This is a genomic window from Paenibacillus jamilae (genome assembly GCF_050482105.1).
Lineage (GTDB): Bacteria > Bacillota > Bacilli > Paenibacillales > Paenibacillaceae > Paenibacillus > Paenibacillus jamilae_B.
The window spans coordinates 1-18,573 of record NZ_JBCNHI010000024.1 but is presented as its reverse complement, the minus strand read 5'-3'; the positions used below and the strand labels follow the sequence as shown (position 1 = coordinate 18,573).

Here is an 18,573-nt window from a genome sequence, read left to right as displayed (position 1 = left end):
GATGTTCTCAATCATACCATATCGGCTTTAAGGCCAGAATGCAACCGTACCTATTGCTGCAGACGTTCCGATGACTGCTCCTGCGAGTACATCCGTGGGATAGTGTAGCCCCAGATAAATTCGGGAAAAACCTACAATTATCGCTACAGGCAACAGCAATAGTGCTAGCATGGGTGACTGCAGCATAAAAGGAACGGTAGCTGAAAAAATAGCGGTCGTATGCCCTGAGGGAAAAGAGTGATCCGACAAGGGATTACGGAATGTATTTGTACCTGGTAGCGCCAAGTACGGACGTATCCTCGGGTACAGCTTTTTAACGATAGCTACGGGGATGTGACTGACCGCAAGAGCGATAGCTCCCTTCATACCGGAATCTTTCCATGGATACGGAGCGAGCCACCAAATAAGAAGCGTAGAGGCTATTGTAAAGGTAGCCCCGCCTAAATGTGTGAGATAATACAGCCAAAAGTTCAAAAAACGGTTGTGTAAGCGCCCGTTGATCCATTTGAACAGCCGCTGCTCCAGGCTTACAAGTTTTACGACTAGACGTTGCATTTGGTTTCCTCCGGTTGCCGGTTCAGGTCTGTCGGCAAATATTTTGAATCAGTTTGACAGAATCAGGTCTAAGTAATTATTCTCTTGCTCTCATCATATTTTTAAACGCTGTTCATTTCAAGAATCACTACTTACTTGGTTCAATTCTACACAAAAATGTTAATGGAATATAAGCTGTATTGTATAACTTTCTTTGCGTTCATCCGTCTAATAAGATAGAGTGATTAGAAGTGGTTGCTAATTGGCCCACAAAAAGGAGGGACCAAAGAAATAAAAAGTTAGCAAATGGATGAAAATAAGATCTAAGCGACATGAATAAGAGGTCCAGTGCCGCATTCTCGGTTCAAATGGCAATTTGTCGTGTTTTATTGCTGCTGAGACCAGTTTTGAGGCTTTGACAAAAGATTGAAAACCAACGAAAATCGTAATGGCATTCCTGTGTCAGCCAAAAGGGGGCTGCACAGAGCCAAAAGAAGAAAGCAAGGGTCGGGTCAAAACTACAGAAAAGGCGCGCAAAAGCGCCGCAACTTGCGCTACACAGATAAAGAAACAGACAAACGCAAGATTTTTAAAGGGGTATAAAAAGGGGGTAACAAGAGATCATGTTAGACGCTATTTTTGTGACACTCCAGGTAATACTGGCGTTGATCGCAGTCTATCAGTTTGCATTCTCCTTGTTCGGATTGGTTCGTAAGAAAAGGAAAGAGCAGGCGGCTCCAGAAAAAACATTCGCCATATTGGTCGCTGCGCACAATGAAGAACAAGTTGTCGGAGCATTGATGGAAAATTTAAAGCAGCTTGACTATCCAAAGGAGTTGTACGACGTATTCGTAATCTGTGATAACTGCACAGATAAGACAGCGGACATCGTTCGTGCTCATGGCATGAATGCATGTGAACGTACGAATCCCAATTTACGTGGTAAAGGCTATGCTATTGAGTGGATGCTCAAAGAGCTATGGGCTATGCCGCGTCAATATGATGCCATTGTCATGTTTGATGCCGACAATTTGGCGCATACCAATTTCTTGAGCGAAATGAACAATGATTTGTGCTCAGGCGCCCGTGTTATCCAGGGATACATTGATACTAAGAACCCTGAGGACTCTTGGATCACAGCGGCATACGGGGTATCTTATTGGTACATCAACCGTCTGTGGCAGCTGTCACGTCACAACCTGAATATGGCTAATTTCCTCGGTGGTACAGGCATGTGCTTTGAAACAAATCTGCTCAAGGAAATGGGCTGGGGTGCAACAAGTCTGGTAGAGGATTTGGAGTTCACAATGCGTTGTACACAACGCAACGTATATCCAAGATTTAATTACGATGCCAAGGTGTATGATGAGAAGCCGTTGACGTTCAAAGCCTCGTCCAGACAGCGTCTGCGCTGGATGCAAGGTCACTTCACAGTCGCTCGTCGTTATTTCTTCCCGTTGCTGTGGCAAAGTATCAAGCATAGAAGTCTGATTAAATTTGATATGGCTCTTTATGGTTTGAACGTGTACATCGTACTGTTCACCTTCTTGATGACATTAACGATGTGGATAGATATGGCATTGTTTGGTGGACCTAATATTGAAAACATCTACGTGCAATTCCCGGCTTGGACCGGAGTTGTAGCTGTTGGTTTGAATATTGCCACCTTCTTGATCGCGATGGTCTTGGAAAAAGTCACGTTCAAAAAAGTATATCTGTATTTGCTGCTGTTCCCAGTTTATCTGATTTCGTGGTATCCGATTACGTTCTATGCGTTCTTCACACAGAACAACAAGCAATGGAGCCACACCCAGCATACGCGAGTCGTTCGTCTGGAAGAGGTTCAGAGCAAGCAAGGCTAATTCGCAATGAAGTCAAACGATGTAATCTACAGAGGATGTGAACACCTAATTTTTATAAAAGTGTTGACGCCTCTGCAGTAGCATGATATGATATTCGAGTATGTTAATTGAAAAGTATGGATTAACAAGCAGAAGGTCCGACTTCTCACCTGTCCGGTATTGCCGGCTGGTCATGATCCAATGATTTGTGAATTTAACTTTCATGATGAATTGAGTATCAGACAGGGATGTCGGCTGCATAGTCGTCATCCCTTTTTTGTGCTTAAACACAATACAACAATAACAGGTTCTGGAGGTGGAGGGTTATTAGTAAGGAACATATGATCAATGATGAGATTCGAGTGAGAGAAGTACGTCTAGTTGGTGCAAACGGGGAACAAATCGGAATTAAACCGACTCGTGAAGCTCTACAAATGGCGATTGATGCAAACTTGGATCTTGTGAACGTGGCGCCTCAAGCGAAGCCGCCCGTGTGTCGGATTATGGATTACGGAAAATTCCGCTATGAGCAACAAAAGAAAGAAAAGGAAGCCCGTAAAAACCAGAAGATCGTTGACATCAAAGAGGTATGGTTCCGTTCCAACATCGAGGAACATGACTACCAAACCAAGTTTCGCAATGTGGTGAAGTTCCTGAATGAAGGGGATAAGGTGAAATGCTCCGTTCGTTTCCGTGGTCGTGAAATTACCCATGCTAATGTGGGTCAAAAAATTCTCGAACGTGTGAAAACGGAAGTTGCTGATCTTTGTACCGTGGAGCGCCAACCCAAGCTCGAAGGACGCAGCATGATTATGATATTGGCTCCAAAGAGTCAATGACAAATTAAGGAGGAAGTTCAATGCCAAAAATGAAAACACATAGCAGCCTTAAAGGCCGCTTCAAAATTACCGGTACTGGTAAAGTGACGCGTTACAAAGCTTACAGAAACCACTTGCTTTCCCACAAATCCAAACGTGCAAAACGCGTTCTGGGTACTAACCCTGAGATGGCACCTGGGGACGTTAGACGTTTGAAACAAGGTCTTGCTAACCTGAAATAGCATAAGCACGGCAATAAATAAAGTATAAACATTATTTGGGAGGTCTTTTGATATGGCAAGAGTAAAGGGCGGATTCGTCGTTCGTCGTCGTCATAAAAAAGTATTGAAGCTTGCTAAAGGTTATTTTGGTTCCAAACACCGCATTTTTAAAACAGCTAACGAGCAGGTAATGAAATCGCTTGTTTACGCATACCGTGACCGTCGTCAGACGAAACGTAACTTCCGCAGACTGTGGATCGTGCGTATCAACGCAGCAGCTCGTTTGAATGGTTTGTCTTACAGCAAATTGATGCACGGTCTGAAATTGGCTGGTGTAGACATTAACCGTAAAATCTTGGCTGATCTTGCAGTCAATGATATTAATGCATTCAACTCTTTGGCAACTGTTGCTAAAGGTAAAATCAACGCTTAATTAAGGCGTGAAAACCACGAAAGTGGTAACAAAGGTGTCCCAAGCAGTACGCTGTGTAGGGACGCCTTTTTTTGTACATACTTAACATTAAAAAAGACTTCATTTTCTTCAAAATACGAATAAATATGACGTATGATGATAGAATGTATGGTTTTTTTAACTTTGTAACGCTTACATTGTTGGGATTCTAAAAAAAATTGACCCAAGGTTATTAATTGTCTAGATTTTAGTCGATCATAATTGTATAATCTCTAAAGTAAGTCTTCTGTACGATCTGTCTCGTCAGTAAATGACATGAAAATGAAATACATTTTCTAAAGAAAAGAGACAGTCTCCAGGGATCTAACACTAAGGGGGAACAGTATCAGCATGAAGAAATTGTTTAGTATGTCTTTGGTTATGCTGCTGGCGATCTCGGTCATTCTCGCAGGCTGCGGTAACAAAAATCAAGGTGCTTCCAACGCAAATGGTGGAGAAGCAGGCGGTTCTGCCAAAACATCAAATGTCCAACTTGGCATGGTTACAGATGTGGGCGGAGTAAACGACAAATCGTTTAACCAATCTGCTTGGGAGGCACTTCAAGCTATTGAGAAAGAATCAGGCGTTAAAGTTAAATACCTGCAAAGTAAATCCGACCAAGATTATATTCCTAACCTGAATCAATTCGTTAAAGGTGATTTTAACCTGACTTGGGGTATCGGTTTTAATCTGGCGAATGCGATTGGACAAGTAGCAAAAGACAATCCGAACAAAAATTTGGCGATCATTGACAGTGTTGTGGATGCGCCTAATGTCAAATCGGTTGTATTTGCTGAAAATGAAGGTTCCTTCCTGGTAGGGGTAGTAGCTGGTAAGCTTACTAAAACAAACAAAATTGGTTTTGTGGGTGGACAAGACAGCCCGTTGATTAAACGTTTTGAAAAAGGGTTTGAAGCAGGGATTAAGGCTGTAAATCCAAAAGCACAACTGATTGTGAACTATACGGGTGCGTTTGATAAGCCGGATTTAGGTAAAGCTGCTGCAGCAACGATCTACAATGATGGTGCAGATATTATTTTCCATGCAGCTGGCGGATCAGGAACAGGCGTATTTAACGAAGCACTTGCACGTAAGCAGCAAGGTCAGCAAGTATGGGTTATCGGCGTAGATAAAGACCAATCCCTTGAGTTTGGTGACGAAGTAACATTAACGTCGATGGTAAAACGCGTAGATGAAGCAGTAAAACGCGTATCTCAAGAGGTAATTGACGGTAAGTTTAAGGGCGGTGTCGAAACACTGGCTCTGAAGGATAACGGAATCGGTTTGGCAGATACATCTACGAAAAACGTTCCTAAAGACGTGCTTGATCTTGTAGAACAATACAAGCAAAAAATCATTAAAGGTGAAATTACAGTTCCTTCGAAATAAGTTAGGTTAAGAACATAAAGGTGGCGACAAGGCTGGTTCATAAGACTAGCCTTGTTCTTACGTCTGGAGTTATAAGATTATAACGTTCAAAATCAGCTCATTGGAGCACATACTATAAAGTGTATAAGGGTGATCTCATGGATGCAGCGACCCCCGTCGTTGAGTTAAAGCAAATTACAAAACGATTCCCCGGCATCGTTGCCAACGACTCCATCAGCATCAAGCTGCATAAGGGAGAAATTCATGCCCTTTTGGGTGAGAATGGCGCGGGTAAATCTACGCTTATGAATATTCTTTTCGGACTGTATCAGCCGGATGAAGGGACCATTGAAATGGGAGGGAACCCCGTACAGATTGATAGCCCAAATAAGGCAATTGATCTGGGGATCGGCATGGTGCATCAGCATTTTAAGCTCGTACAGCCGTTTACCGTAACCGAAAATATCGTCCTTGGGTCGGAGCCACGTAAGGGTCTGAAAATCAATTATAAAAAGGCTGCCTCTGAAGTACGGCGGTTGTCTGAGCAATATGGACTTCAGGTAAATCCGAATGCCAAAATTGAGGATATATCTGTTGGTATGCAGCAGCGTGTGGAAATTATTAAGACGCTTTATCGCGGTGCGGATATTCTAATTTTTGACGAGCCAACAGCGGTGCTGACACCACAGGAAATCGCTGAGTTGCTGGATATTATGAAACGCTTAGTAGCTGAAGGCAAATCAATCATTCTTATCACTCATAAACTCAAAGAAATTATGCAAATTGCAGATACGGTTACGATCATTCGCCGAGGCAAAGTTATTGATACGGTCAAAACATCTGAAACAACACCGAATGAGCTGGCGGAGAAAATGGTAGGCCGTCGTGTGTCCTTTAAAGTGGATAAGAAGCTCGCTCAGCCAGGACAAACTGTACTGGAAATGAACAATGTAATTTCTAAAAACAAGGATGGCATTCATGTTCTGAATGAGTTGAACCTGCAAGTCAAGGCTGGCGAGATTTTGGGGATTGCTGGGGTAGACGGCAATGGACAGAGTGAGTTGATTGAAGCTTTGACAGGCTTACGCAAGGTGGATAGCGGAAGCATCCGTTTGCTCGGGAAAGAATTAGCCAATCAGCCACCGCGCAAAATTTCAGAGGCAGGCGTTTCACATATACCGGAGGACCGCCATAAGCATGGATTGGTGCTCGATTTTTCCATGAGTGAAAATATGGTGCTGGAGACGTATTATCAGGCGCCTTACAGTAAAAACGGCTTCTTGAACAAGGACGCTATAGAAAAACAGGCAAAAAGTCTTATCGAGAAGTTTGATGTGAGAACACCAGATATTCATACCAAGGCAAGATCGCTATCTGGCGGGAATCAGCAAAAGGCAATCATAGCGCGTGAAATTGATAAAAACCCAGACCTTCTCATTGCGGCGCAGCCTACACGTGGGCTGGATGTCGGAGCTATTGAGTTTGTTCAGAAACAATTGATTGCTCAGCGGGACCAAGGTAAAGCGGTACTGCTCATTTCTTTTGAGCTGGACGAGATTATGAATGTATCCGATCGAATTGCTGTTATTTATGAGGGCAAGATTGTCGGGGAAGTGCTGCCTGAAGAAACGAATGACCAGGAACTGGGACTGATGATGGCAGGAAGTGCAGTGAAGAAAGGAGTAGAGAATGGCTAACCTATTGAAAATATTCACAAAAGACTCCTTTGTTCTGGCTCTGGTCTCTATTATTCTAGGCCTCATTCTGGGTGCTATCGTGATGTTGATTGGCGGGTATGATCCTATTGTGGCTTATTCCGCTTTGTTTAGCCGTGTGTATGGAGATTCCTACAACTTTGGCGAAGCGATCCGTGAGATGACACCGTTGGTTTTAACAGGCTTGGCATTTGCTTTTGCGGCTCGTGCCGGGTTGTTTAACATCGGTGGTGAAGGTCAGTTTTTGGTCGGGATGACTGCTGCTTCGATTGTGGGTATCAAACTTCATGGGCTACCTGCTATCATTCACGCACCGCTGGCTGTGATCGCAGGAGCAGTTTTCGGAGGCCTTTGGGCTGCGATTGCTGGCTATTTGAAGGCCAAGCGAGGCGTGAACGAAGTTATTACATGTATTATGATGAACTGGATCGGTCTGTATTTGGCTAATTTGGTAATTAATCAGTTCGCACTTATGGAAGGTGAAAATCGTTCTGTGGATATCCAACCTTCCGCTTCCATTTCCATTGATTGGTTGTCCCAGATGATGGGGAATGCTCGGGTTCATTGGGGCACGGTTATCGCTGTGCTGGCGGCAGTGTTTTTCTATATTTTCATGTGGAAAACAAAGCAGGGCTATGAGCTCCGGGCTGTCGGATTTAATGAGGATGCATCCCGCTATGCAGGTATGAATGTAAATCGTAATATCATAAAAGCGATGTTTATTAGTGGTGTTTTTGCCGGATTAGCGGGTGCCTTTGAGGTGCTGGGAGTTTTCCATTATCAATCTGTCATGGCAGGATCACCAGGAACCGGCTTTGACGGTATCGCTGTGTCTTTGATCGGGATGAATAATCCGTTCGGTGTGTTGCTCGGTTCTGTTTTGTTCGGAACGCTCACGTATGGTTCTGCGGGGATGAGCTTTAGCGCGGATGTACCGCCAGAAATTATCCGGGTAGTTATTGGCTCGATTATTTTCTTCATTGCGGCCCAAGGTATTGTGCGTTGGGTTGTAAAGCCGCTCTACTCCAAGCGGAAGAAAGAGAAGGTGTTGTAAAATGAGTTGGTTAACACTTGGTGAATTAATCCATACAACGCTCGTTTTTGCGACGGCGATTATTTTTGCGTCTCTTGGCGGAGTTTTTTCGGAAAAATCCGGTGTAACGAATCTTGGGCTGGAAGGACTTATGGTGTTTGGTGCGTTTGCAGCAGGTGTGGGCGGGTTTTATGCCGAGCAAGCAGGATTAGGTGGCACCTCTGCGGCTTGGGTAGGTGTGCTGTCAGCTGCGGTGTTCGGTATTCTGGTTTCGCTAATTCATGCTGTAGCCTCTATTACGTTCAAGGCTGATCAGGTAATCAGCGGGATTGTCATTAACTTTCTGGCAGCAGGTAGTACGCTGTACATGGTTAAGCTGTTATTTGAGGGTGATGGGGACACCGGTCGAATTCAAGGTTTTAACGAGATATCCATTCCTTATCTTGTGGATATTCCGATTGCAGGAAAAGCGTTTTTCCAAGCCTATCCAACGACATATCTAGCTATTCTATTAGTTATTATCGGTTACTTTACTTTGTATAAAACTCCGTTTGGCTTGCGGTTGCGTTCAGTAGGGGAGCATCCGGGTGCAGCCGATACCGTGGGGATCAAAGTCAATCGTCTTCGTTACATCGGTGTTATGATTAGTGGTGCGTTGGCTGGGATTGGTGGAGCTACGATCACTTTGACTACAACCAATATGTTCTCACATAATACCGTTTCGGGGCAGGGCTATATTGCTATTGCGGCTATGATTTTCGGTAAATGGAATCCGCTCGGTGCTTTTGGAGCGGCAGTGTTTTTCGGTTTTTCACAAGCCATTCGCAACTATGTGCAGTTGTTTGCATGGTCGCAAAGTATTCCCCAGGAAATTATTTTTATGTTGCCGTATCTCCTCACAATTATTGTGCTGGTAGCGGCAGTTGGACGTTCACGCGCTCCGGCTGCTTTGGGTCAATTGTATGATCCAAGCAAGCGCTAATAACTCTTATATAACTAAAAGTTTTTAAATACACATATTGGTGTATATGAAAATCTGGTATCTGCATGTGCAGGTACCGGATTTTTTTTACATTGTGCAGGCATTTAAACATACGCTTATGGCTTGAATGGAATAGACTGTGCTATGCAGATTGGACGGACGCTCGGCCCCTGTCAGCTCCAGTCTATTTTGTGGTGGTGGTGAGCTATCAAGGAGCCGTTCAATCTGTCCATCCGTTGAGAAAGAAGGAGGAAATACGATGAAACAGGCAGTAACCAGAAAGCAGGTGGAGAAGCTTGTCGGCAAAGTCATCTTCGCTACACGTAAGGATGGCTCCCGGGTCAGTGGCAAGCTGATTCGCATTTCAGGTAACCGACTGATTCTCCAACCAAACCGTAAGAAAAAAGTAAACACGAAGGCGATTATTCCTCTGGTGCTTTTTGACTTGCTGGCTATTGGCACAGCTCCATACGTTGGTGCCTACGGTGGCTACGGGCCAGGATATGGAGGTCCAGGATATGGAGGAGGGCCGGGATATGGTCCGCAATATGGACCGTACACAGACGGGGGCTACCCTGGGGTAGGCTATCCTTTTTACCCTAACTTCTTTTAGTTTTACAAAATCACGAGCCCGAATACCATACTTTTCACAGAGACTTTTCGAGTTCGTGGCATCGGCTTAGAGCCACGTATCGCAGCATGTGGTACCGATGACGTAGATAAAAATGGATCCCTCGCACATTGTCTTCGTCCACCATCACTTTAGCTCGCTTGCAGTGTCGCAATCGGCCGTACTGCTCAGCATACTCCAGCAACTTTTTTCCGTACCTTTTACCTTGATGAGCCGAAGAGATTGCGATCAAGTCAATGTATAATAATTCTCCATGCAGCATAACATGAATGAAGCCAACAACCTGTGCATTATCCGGTCTGCAAGCTACAAAAGTGATGCCCCGGTTTAAGCGCCGGGGTAATTCTTTGCGTATTTGATCCATTTCTTGGGCACTTAAATGCGATAGGGGGACAAGCTCTTGCTCGATTAAACGAAAGATCATTTTGTCATCTTGGGCGCATCGTTTGCGAATCATAAACGGGCCTCCTTTTTTACCCTTTTAACAAGATATGACATAGCTTTGGAGGAGTACAATTTCTCACTGTGCGGTCTTTTTTATCATATGCGGGTACCTCTTACGAGCGTGCGACTCAAAGGTGCTTAAGCAGAGAAACATAAATTTTTATGAAATATGGGTATTGACTATCCCAGATGGGGGACATATAATGTGTCTAAACATTTGAAAGAATGACATGAACACAACGGCAATGAAGAGGACGAAGTGATTAGGGCTCTTTTGTTCAGAGAGTGAGGCATTAGCTGCAAGCTTCACCAAAATCCCTTTTTAACGAGCTCACCTTGGAGCTGTTTTCCTGAAAAGTATTCGGGCCCAATGATATTAACAGGTGCGCTGAATTGCCTATTAGGGAAAATCGTATGGTCTACGTTACAGACGTCAGATATGGAGATCCTTTGTGATTTCTGTACCTACTAAGGTTCGATATTGCGAAATATCGGGCAAACACGGGTGGTACCACGGAAGCTACAGCCTTTCGTCCCTCAGTAACAGCAAGTCTGTTCTAGGGATGAAAGGTTTTTTTGTTTTTACAAATGTCAGCTGTATGTAAATTTTGTAAAGGAGGATGACCAATGAGTGCACAAATTCCTGAAGTTAGGTCAACCGATGAATTACGTGAAAAGTGGATGAAGCCTGAAGTAATTACAGGTTCGGAAATTTTACTCCGTAGCCTTTTGCTGGAGGGAGTGGATTGTGTTTTCGGGTATCCTGGTGGTGCGGTGCTTTATATCTATGATGCCATGTACGGCTTTAAGGATTTCAAGCATGTTCTCACTCGTCACGAGCAGGGAGCTATACATGCGGCAGATGGTTATGCACGGGCAAGCGGTAAAGTTGGTGTCTGCATTGCGACTTCCGGACCAGGAGCAACAAACTTGGTAACTGGCATTGCGACGGCTTATATGGATTCGGTGCCGTTGGTAGTCATCACGGGCAACGTTGTATCTTCCCTGATCGGTACAGATGCTTTCCAGGAAGCTGATATCACGGGAATTACGATGCCGATTACGAAGCACAGCTACCTGGTGAGAGATGTAGAGGATCTGCCGCGAATCATTCATGAGGCATTTCATATTGCCAACACAGGCAGAAAAGGACCAGTACTGATTGATATTCCGAAGGACATTTCTGCAGCGCAGACATTGTTTGTTCCACAGACAGAGCCTGTGACCATGCGGGGTTACAACCCGAAAGTATTGCCCAACAAAATTCAACTAGACAAGCTAACTCAAGCTATTGCCGAAGCAGAACGTCCATTCATTCTGGCAGGTGGTGGAGTTGTATACTCCGGCGGACATGAAGCACTTTACGAGTTTGTTCGTAAAACGGAAATTCCGATTGCGACAACATTGCTTGGATTGGGAGGATTCCCAAGTGGACATGAGCTCTGGACAGGGATGCCGGGAATGCACGGAACATACACTTCCAACCAGGCGATTCAGCAGTCAGATCTACTGATCTGTATCGGTGCCCGCTTTGATGATCGGGTGACTGGCAAGTTGGATGGATTTGCTCCTCAAGCAAAAATCGTACACATTGATATCGACCCTGCGGAAATTGGAAAAAATGTGGCCGCGGATATTCCAATCGTAGGCGATGTGAAAGCAGTATTGGAATTGCTGAATCAGGATGTGAAACGCGCAGACCTGGCAGATGCATGGAGAGCGCAAATTCAGCAATGGAAGGCAGAGAAGCCTTATTCTTATAAGGATTCTGAAACGGTGCTTAAGCCACAATGGGTTATCGAATTGTTGGATAAAACGACCAAGGGCGGAGCAATCGTTACGACGGACGTAGGACAGCATCAAATGTGGGCAGCACAGTATTATAAATTTAATCAGCCACGCTCATGGGTTACCTCTGGCGGACTGGGTACGATGGGATTTGGTTTCCCTTCTGCCATCGGCGCTCAGATGGCCAATCCCGACAGATTGGTAATATCGATTAACGGAGACGGCGGTATGCAGATGTGTTCACAGGAATTAGCCATCTGTGCAATCAACAACATTCCAGTCAAAATCGTAATTATCAACAACCAGGTACTTGGAATGGTTCGCCAATGGCAGGAATTGATCTATGACAATCGGTACAGTCACATTGATCTGGCTGGAAGCCCGGATTTTGTGAAACTGGCCGAAGCATACGGTGTCAAAGGGCTGCGTGCTACGAATAAGGAAGAAGCACGTCGGGCTTGGCAGGAGGCGCTTGATACACCCGGACCGGTCGTTGTCGAGTTTGTAGTCAGCAAGGAAGAAAATGTATATCCGATGGTGACGCAAGGTTCGACCATTGATCAAATGCTGATGGGGGACGAGTAAAATGACGACGAAAAATACCATTGCTGTACTGGTAAATGATCATCCCGGCGTTTTGCAACGTGTATCTGGACTGTTTGGCCGCCGTGGCTTTAACATTGAGAGCATCACCGTCGGTCAATCGGAAGAAGCTGGATTATCCCGTATGGTCATAGTGACTGTAGGAGACGAGAACAACCTGGAGCAGATTGAAAAGCAGCTTTATAAGCTGGTTGATGTGATCAAGGTCATCGATCTCAGTTCCAAGCCGATGGTTGCTCGGGAGCTGGCGATGATTAAGGTAAAGGCCGAACCGCCTCAGCGACCAGAAATTATGGGTGTGGTAGAAACGTTCAGAGCAGCTGTAATTGATGTTGGTACGACGAGCTTGATCGTTCAGGTCATTGGCGATACCGAAAAAATTGATGCAATGATCGAATTGCTGAAGCCTTATGGTATTCGCGAGTTGACCCGAACCGGGGTTACAGCTATGATACGTGGCAATGCATAATATGAAGCTTTAACGATTTACCGCTTATAGCGCATTACATCATTAAAGAACCGCCCGCATAAGAGCGGGTGCTCGAGGAGATTTTTATAGCCATTCAAGGGGAGAAGTCTTTTGGAGTACCCGCTCATTATGAAGGGTCCAATTAAAAGGAGGAAATTAACCATGGCAGTTACAACGTACTACGAAAAAGATGCAGAACTCAGCGTATTGAAAGGAAAAACAGTGGCCGTTATCGGTTACGGTAGCCAAGGACATGCTCAAGCACAAAACTTGCGTGACAGTGGTGTGAATGTTGTTATTGGTTTGCGTGAAGGCAAATCAGCTGATGTCGCAAGAAACGACGGTTTTGAAGTTCTAAACGTAGCTGATGCAACAAGCCGTGCAGATGTGGTTCAAATTTTGTTGCCTGATGAAACTCAAGCTTCTGTCTACAAAAATGAAATTGAACCTAACCTGAAAAAAGGCGCAGCACTTTTGTTCTCCCATGGTTTCAACGTTCATTTTGGACAAATCGTAGCTCCTAAAGATAGCGATGTATTGCTGGTTGCTCCAAAATCCCCAGGACATATGGTACGTCGTACCTATGTAGAAGGATTTGGTGTACCAGGGTTGATTGCAATTGAACAGGACGCAACAGGCCAAGCGAAAGAAATCGGTCTTGCTTACGCAAAAGGCATCGGCTGTACACGTGCGGGCGTAATTGAAACCTCCTTCCGTGAAGAAACGGAGACGGATCTGTTCGGTGAGCAGGCGGTATTGTGTGGCGGTGTGAGCGCACTCGTAAAAGCAGGCTTTGAAACATTGACTGAAGCAGGATATGCTCCTGAGATGGCATACTTCGAATGCTTGCATGAGCTTAAGCTGATCGTTGACCTGATGTATGAAGGTGGATTGGCTACAATGCGTGATTCCATCAGTAATACAGCAGAATATGGTGATTATGTGACTGGACCACGTGTGGTAACAGAAGATACGAAGAAAGCTATGAAGGATGTATTGACTGACATTCAACAAGGCAAATTTGCTCGTGACTTCATCCTTGAAAATCAATCTGGACGTGCATTCTTGACGGCTACTCGTCGTAATGAAGCTAACCATCCGATTGAAGTGGTGGGCGGACAATTGCGTGAAATGATGCATTGGATCAAAAAATAACAACCTTTTGTACTATAAGCTCGACAACATGAATTATTTATAAATATTAATTACAATGCGGCCCTGCTTAATGCGTGAGCCGCATTGTAATTTAAGGGTCCCAATCCTGAGGAGGTGCGTTAGGTTGCGCAAAATATATATATTTGACACAACGTTGAGAGACGGAGAACAGTCACCTGGCGTGAACTTGAATACTCGTGAGAAAGTGGAGATCGCCCATCAGTTGGAAAAGCTGGGAATCGATCGAATGGAGGCTGGATTTCCGGCTGCTTCTCCGGGTGATCTGGCGGCTGTTAATGCAGTAGCAAAAGCTGTAAGAAATTCAACCGTTATTGGTCTTTCGCGTGCAAGAGAACAGGATATTGATGCGGTCCGCGAGGCACTAAAGGGAGCACAGGACCCGTGTATCCATATCTTTTTGGCTACCTCTCCAATTCACCGTCAGCATAAGCTGCGGATGGAGAAGGCACAGGTATTGGAAACTGCTCGTGCAGCCATTCGTTATGGGTTGAAGTATTTGCCAAAAGTGGAGTTTTCATTGGAGGATGCAGGGCGCACAGAGCTTGATTTTGTAGTTGAAATGGTCACTATGGCTGTACAGGAAGGGGCTTCTGTCGTCAATATCCCAGACACAGTAGGTTACTTAACACCCTACGAGTATGGAAGTATATTCAAACATATCAAGCAAAATGTAGTCGATGTGGAGAAGATTCAATTGAGCGCACATTGCCATAATGATTTGGGAATGGCTACAGCAAATACGCTCGCGGCCATCCTGAACGGCGCAGATCAGATCGAGGGTACCATTAACGGTATCGGTGAACGCGCGGGGAACACGGCCATTGAGGAAATCGCGATGGCACTGGAGACGAGACAGGAATTTTTCCAGGCCAAAACATCTCTGCAATTGTCTGAAATTGCACGCACGAGCCGTTTGGTTAGCCGCTTGACAGGGATGGTCGTGCCGGGCAACAAGGCGATCGTAGGTGCCAATGCCTTCGCACACGAATCAGGTATTCACCAAGACGGCATGCTGAAGGAAAAGACGACCTATGAAATCATGACACCGGAAAGCATCGGTCTGAAAGAAAGCAAGCTCGTACTGGGTAAGCATTCAGGGCGGCATGCTTTCCGTGAGCGTTTGGTCGAGTTGGGCTACGAATTGAACGAAGAAGAATTAAATCGTGCATTTGGTCAGTTCAAGGATTTGGCTGATAAGAAGAAGGAAGTATCAGACGATGATATTTTGGCATTGCTGGAAGAAAAATTGGCTGACGCACCTGAAGTCTTCAAGCTGGAAACCATTTTCGTAACTTATGGGAACAAGGCTACGCCTTCCGCACAAGTGCGCCTGGTTAACGATGAAGGTCGAGTTATTGAAACAGAGGCTGAAGGGAATGGTTCAGTCGATGCGATCTATAATGCGATTGACCAAGCCAGCAGCGAAAGTGTTGTACTTTCTGATTACTCCATCAAATCTGTTACCCATGGCAAGGACGCTCTAGGTGAAGTACATGTGGTGCTGACTCAAAACGGAATGTCTGTACAAGGACGCGGGGTAAGCACCGATATTTTGGAAGCAAGTGCACGGGCTTATGTAGATGCACTAAATGGTTTGATTGATAAGCGTAAAAATTACAGCAATCGCGTAGATTACAAATCCTAATTTCTATACTAGCCTAAGAAATGAATAAAGACAGGATCGGATGTTACCGGTCCTGTTTTCTTATTTCCTGATGAAATAATCAGCTTATAGGCTAGGCCTATTGAATTGATAGATTCTATATCTTGGTCAAAGCCCTGCTATATATGTTACAAAGAAGGTATGAGAAATACAGTCGTAGGGCTGTATAACAAGAGGAGTGTACGTGATGGCAGACGTTAAAAAGATTGCAGTAATAGCGGGAGACGGAATCGGACCTGAAGTGGTCGCAGAGGCAGAGAAAATTTTGAAGCGTACGGAAGAAGTGTTTGGTCTTTCATTTGAAACAGAGCATGCGTTGTTCGGCGGGATTGCTATTGATCAGAAGGGGACTCCATTGCCGGAAGAAACACTGGCCGTATGTCAATCAGCAGATGCCGTCCTACTGGGAGCGGTAGGAGGACCACAATGGGACAACAATCCTAAGGAACTTCGTCCTGAAACCGGATTGCTTGGTATTCGCAAAGAGCTCGGTCTGTTTTCAAATCTTCGTCCTGCTGTCGTTTTCGATTGTCTCAAGGACGCATCTACATTGAAACCCGAAGTATTGGAAGGAACGGACTTGATCGTTGTGCGCGAGCTGACAGGCGGCATTTATTTCGGAGAGAAGTACAGACGAGAGAGTGCTCAGGGTGAGGAAGCGGTCGATACTTGCGCATATAATGTGACAGAAGTCGAGCGCATTGTTCGCCAATCTTTCGAAATCGCACAAAAACGTCGCAAAAAACTTGCATCAGTGGATAAAGCTAATGTCCTGGAAACTTCCCGTTTATGGCGTGAAGTCGTTAACCGGGTCGCTGTAGATTACCCAGATGTCGAGCTAGAGCATGTATTGGTCGATAACTGTGCGATGCAATTACTGCGCCGTCCATCCAGCTTTGACGTCATTGTAACGGAAAATATGTTTGGTGACATTCTCAGTGATGAAGCAGCTATGCTGACCGGGTCCATCGGTATGCTTTCCTCTGCATCACTTGGAGAAGGCAGCTTCGGACTGTACGAACCGGTGCATGGCTCAGCGCCTGATATTGCAGGCCAAGGACTGGCGAATCCGATTGCAACGATTTTATCCGTTGCTCTGATGTTCCGCCTCACCTTTGGCTACGAGAAAGCAGCCGACGCTATCGAGAAGGCAGTAGCTGAGGTATTGGATGCAGGACACCGCACGGCAGATATCGCAGTGGACAAATCTCAAGCGATCTCGACAGCTCAAATGGGTGATTTGATCGCAGCAGCTATTCGCTAAATCCTTCGGAAATGCATCGTTCTGAAAAAAAGCTTCCTATTATATAGTGAGGTTATACAGTATAGCCTTCACACAAATATTTGACACCAATATTTGAAAACAGTAGCTCCTGAGCAATCAGGAGCTACTTGTATGTCAGGAAGTCTAAAATGTGAATAAATCGTGAATTTTTAAGCTAGTTTAAAATAATTATAAAAAAGTAATGGTTATAATATTGACTTTGATTTCAGCGAATGATAACATTTATCAAGTAGGTTGTTATCACAATACAGATGATTGAGGAAAGCACCATTAGTGTTTTTCTTACATATTTTAAAGGAGGATTTCACATTATGGCAGAAAGATTGGTAGGAAGACCCGCACCTGATTTTGCATTGGAAACAGTATCTGGAGACGGTCAAGAATTTGGCTCGGTGAAACTTTCCGATTACCGTGGTAAATGGCTCGTATTTTTCTTCTATCCACTGGATTTCACTTTTGTATGCCCGACAGAAATTACAGCATTGAGCGATGCAGCTGACCAATTCAAAGAGCTGGATACTGAAATTTTGGGTATCAGTGTGGACTCTGTGCACAGTCACAAAGCATGGATCAACACAGCTAAAGAAAACAACGGTCTGGGCAAATTGAACTTCCCATTGGCTTCTGACATCACGAAAAAAACAGCAAGCGACTATGGCGTTCTGATCGAAGAAGAAGGCGTTGCATTGCGCGGCTTGTTCATCATTGATCCAGAAGGTGAATTGAAATATCAAGTGGTTAACCACAACGATGTAGGCCGCAGTGTAGAAGAAACATTGCGTGTACTGCAAGCTTTGCAATCCGGTGGCTTGTGCCCAATGAACTGGAAACCAGGCGATAAAAATCTGTAATATTAGCTTCACAAGTTGAATTTAAACAAGCAAGCCCCCAACAAGCGGTTATTCTGCCGTTGTTGGGGGCTTGCTTGCCTGCACTGTGCAGTGGAAGATATGGAAATAACCTGTCTGAATCATGTAATACAGAGTGAAGTAACAAATAATTATGGAAATGTTGTTGTGTTCTGGAGGAATTTTGCCTGATGAAAGCGAATAAGGTATTGTAGAAGATAAACAAGGCAGAACAGGTTTTGTTCAGAGGAGGCTGAGCCCGGATGAGTTATTGCTGTGGAGCAAGCATGGTAGGAACCAAGGGAACGCTGAAGCATTACCGCACCCAAGTCCATAATGTTCCTTTGCTGTTTTGCCCGGTGTGTCGTCGCATTGAAGTTCATTATAAGGTCGAAAATGAATATGAAATTTTGGCTGAGTATGCACATGGAGATGGGGCATCCGAGATTGATTTTCAGGATTATGTCATGGAAGACGATGATACGATATTTGAAAATTGTGTAAATCGTGAGAGTGAAGATGCTTTTGAAATTGTAAAGCGCCAAATTGACATGTCGCTGGATTTATTGACGGTAGCCAAACAGATGAACGATGAGAAATGGCAGGGAGAGCTTAAGAGAAGATTGGCTGTTATGAGTCAAAGACGATCCCGGCTTCAACATAATAAGAGCGGCAGTTGACATCCTACACACCAAAGAAGCTC

General features: G+C 44.8%; 19 protein-coding genes. 17 read left to right on the top strand and 2 right to left on the bottom strand.

Features of this window, described 5'->3' with window-relative positions:
* Positions 1-27: 27 nt before the first annotated feature.
* On the bottom strand, positions 28-555 hold the full coding sequence (locus tag ABEW32_RS23920; protein WP_430192451.1) for a phosphatase PAP2 family protein: 528 nt from the start codon (positions 553-555) through the stop codon (positions 28-30).
* A 405-nt stretch (positions 556-960) separates the two neighbouring features.
* On the opposite strand from ABEW32_RS23920, the gene ABEW32_RS23915 reads away from it, so the two are divergent.
* From ABEW32_RS23915 to ABEW32_RS23870, 10 genes are all read left to right on the top strand, one after another.
* Complete coding sequence (locus ABEW32_RS23915) at positions 961-1,137, top strand: hypothetical protein (RefSeq protein WP_430192449.1); 177 nt, start codon at positions 961-963, stop codon at positions 1,135-1,137.
* A gap of 20 nt (positions 1,138-1,157) precedes the next feature.
* Positions 1,158-2,396, top strand: a complete 1,239-nt coding sequence (locus ABEW32_RS23910) for a glycosyltransferase family 2 protein (RefSeq protein WP_430192447.1) — start codon at positions 1,158-1,160, stop codon at positions 2,394-2,396.
* A gap of 320 nt (positions 2,397-2,716) precedes the next feature.
* Positions 2,717-3,214: a translation initiation factor IF-3 gene (infC, locus tag ABEW32_RS23905; RefSeq protein WP_007429515.1), complete on the top strand. Its 498-nt coding sequence runs from the start codon at positions 2,717-2,719 to the stop codon at positions 3,212-3,214.
* Between the two features lie 20 nt (positions 3,215-3,234).
* A complete protein-coding gene (gene rpmI, locus ABEW32_RS23900) occupies positions 3,235-3,435 on the top strand; it encodes a 50S ribosomal protein L35 (protein WP_007429516.1) in 201 nt (66 codons plus the stop codon).
* 52 nt (positions 3,436-3,487) lie between these two features.
* Positions 3,488-3,847, top strand: coding sequence for a 50S ribosomal protein L20 (gene rplT / locus ABEW32_RS23895; protein WP_007429517.1), 360 nt, complete (start codon positions 3,488-3,490; stop codon positions 3,845-3,847).
* Positions 3,848-4,216: 369 nt separating this feature from the next.
* Positions 4,217-5,254: a BMP family lipoprotein gene (locus tag ABEW32_RS23890; RefSeq protein ID WP_016820568.1), complete on the top strand. Its 1,038-nt coding sequence runs from the start codon at positions 4,217-4,219 to the stop codon at positions 5,252-5,254.
* A 137-nt stretch (positions 5,255-5,391) separates the two neighbouring features.
* Positions 5,392-6,930 carry an ABC transporter ATP-binding protein gene (locus ABEW32_RS23885; RefSeq protein WP_430192445.1) on the top strand — a complete coding sequence of 513 codons (1,539 nt, stop codon included), beginning with the start codon at positions 5,392-5,394 and terminating at the stop codon, positions 6,928-6,930.
* Positions 6,923-8,002 (top strand): ABC transporter permease, encoded by a 1,080-nt coding sequence (locus tag ABEW32_RS23880; protein ID WP_430192443.1) that lies wholly within the window; start codon positions 6,923-6,925, stop codon positions 8,000-8,002. Before ABEW32_RS23885 ends, ABEW32_RS23880 begins: the two co-directional genes overlap by 8 nt.
* Position 8,003: 1 nt before the next feature.
* On the top strand, positions 8,004-8,963 hold the full coding sequence (locus ABEW32_RS23875; RefSeq protein ID WP_010349245.1) for an ABC transporter permease: 960 nt from the start codon (positions 8,004-8,006) through the stop codon (positions 8,961-8,963).
* Positions 8,964-9,222: 259 nt separating this feature from the next.
* On the top strand, positions 9,223-9,576 hold the full coding sequence (locus ABEW32_RS23870) for a hypothetical protein (RefSeq protein WP_430192441.1): 354 nt from the start codon (positions 9,223-9,225) through the stop codon (positions 9,574-9,576).
* Positions 9,577-9,610: 34 nt separating this feature from the next.
* Here ABEW32_RS23870 and ABEW32_RS23865 read toward each other — a convergent pair whose 3' ends face one another.
* Positions 9,611-10,051, bottom strand: coding sequence for a GNAT family N-acetyltransferase (locus ABEW32_RS23865; RefSeq protein ID WP_430192439.1), 441 nt, complete (start codon positions 10,049-10,051; stop codon positions 9,611-9,613).
* A gap of 614 nt (positions 10,052-10,665) precedes the next feature.
* Between ABEW32_RS23865 and ilvB the strand changes: the two genes are divergently transcribed.
* The 7 genes from ilvB (at position 10,666) to ABEW32_RS23830 (ending at position 18,550) form a co-directional block, all read left to right on the top strand.
* Positions 10,666-12,411, top strand: a complete 1,746-nt coding sequence (gene ilvB / locus ABEW32_RS23860) for a biosynthetic-type acetolactate synthase large subunit (RefSeq protein WP_290409002.1) — start codon at positions 10,666-10,668, stop codon at positions 12,409-12,411.
* Position 12,412: 1 nt separating this feature from the next.
* Positions 12,413-12,898, top strand: coding sequence for an acetolactate synthase small subunit (ilvN, locus tag ABEW32_RS23855; RefSeq protein WP_016820552.1), 486 nt, complete (start codon positions 12,413-12,415; stop codon positions 12,896-12,898).
* A 162-nt stretch (positions 12,899-13,060) separates the two neighbouring features.
* Complete coding sequence (ilvC, locus tag ABEW32_RS23850; RefSeq protein WP_013309387.1) at positions 13,061-14,053, top strand: ketol-acid reductoisomerase; 993 nt, start codon at positions 13,061-13,063, stop codon at positions 14,051-14,053.
* A 124-nt stretch (positions 14,054-14,177) separates the two neighbouring features.
* Positions 14,178-15,719, top strand: coding sequence for a 2-isopropylmalate synthase (locus ABEW32_RS23845; protein WP_430192437.1), 1,542 nt, complete (start codon positions 14,178-14,180; stop codon positions 15,717-15,719).
* 205 nt (positions 15,720-15,924) lie between these two features.
* The gene (gene leuB / locus ABEW32_RS23840) at positions 15,925-17,001 is read left to right on the top strand and encodes a 3-isopropylmalate dehydrogenase (protein ID WP_430192435.1); all 1,077 of its coding nucleotides are present in this window, start codon (positions 15,925-15,927) and stop codon (positions 16,999-17,001) included.
* A 332-nt stretch (positions 17,002-17,333) separates the two neighbouring features.
* A complete protein-coding gene (locus tag ABEW32_RS23835) occupies positions 17,334-17,873 on the top strand; it encodes a peroxiredoxin (RefSeq protein WP_013370083.1) in 540 nt (179 codons plus the stop codon).
* A 260-nt stretch (positions 17,874-18,133) separates the two neighbouring features.
* On the top strand, positions 18,134-18,550 hold the full coding sequence (locus ABEW32_RS23830) for a hypothetical protein (RefSeq protein ID WP_064963921.1): 417 nt from the start codon (positions 18,134-18,136) through the stop codon (positions 18,548-18,550).
* Positions 18,551-18,573: the final 23 nt, after the last annotated feature.